2 protein-coding genes are annotated in these 601 nt (G+C 65.1%); both read right to left on the reverse strand.

Translation table 11 applies throughout. The features are described 5' to 3' along the window. A partial coding sequence (locus tag HWX25_RS32785; protein ID WP_175912739.1) for an EamA family transporter occupies positions 1-177 on the reverse strand: 177 nt, incomplete at its 3' end. Positions 178-270: 93 nt separating this feature from the next. Beyond that, positions 271-601, reverse strand: a 331-nt coding sequence (locus HWX25_RS32790; protein WP_175912741.1) for an MFS transporter, incomplete at its 5' end; no start/stop codon positions are given.

Genomic DNA, 601 nt, shown 5'->3' on the forward strand with positions numbered 1-601 from the left:
AGACAGCGGCACCGCCGGGCGACGGATGAACAGCACCGCCGGCAGCGCGCTGAGCGTGAAGCGGATGCCGGCGAGCACGAACGGATCGGTCGATTGTAGCCCGAGCTTGATGACCGAGAAGTTGAGCCCCCAGATGGTCGTGACGAGGATGGCGAGCAGCGTATCGCGAAGCTTCATGACGAGAACGATGATGAGTGGATGGGGACGCGGGGCTTTCGATGCATGGTCCCCGATCGGGTTGCGAATCACAACCGGCAAGACTTCATATGCTTATCTCGGCGCGTGGCGACGGGTGGGGCCCGAGCTGAAGAACCAGAACGCCAGGGCCAGCAGGCTGACGCACGCACCGAGCGCACAGACGCCGGTCCATCCCGCCTGTGCATAGGTTGCCGTCGACGCGATCGAACCGAGGCCACTGCCCGCCGCGTAGAACAGCATGTAGCAGCCGACCAGGCGCGCATGCGCCTCGGGATGCGTACGGAAGATCAGGCTCTGGTTGACGACGTGCACGGCCTGGCCGCCGATGTCGAGCAGCACGATGCCGAGCACCAGCGCCGCGATCGAATGCGGTGTGAAGGCGATCGGCAGCCACGACAGGCAG

Source organism: Burkholderia sp. BCC1640, from assembly GCF_902833125.1.
In the GTDB taxonomy this organism is placed as follows: domain Bacteria; phylum Pseudomonadota; class Gammaproteobacteria; order Burkholderiales; family Burkholderiaceae; genus Burkholderia; species Burkholderia diffusa.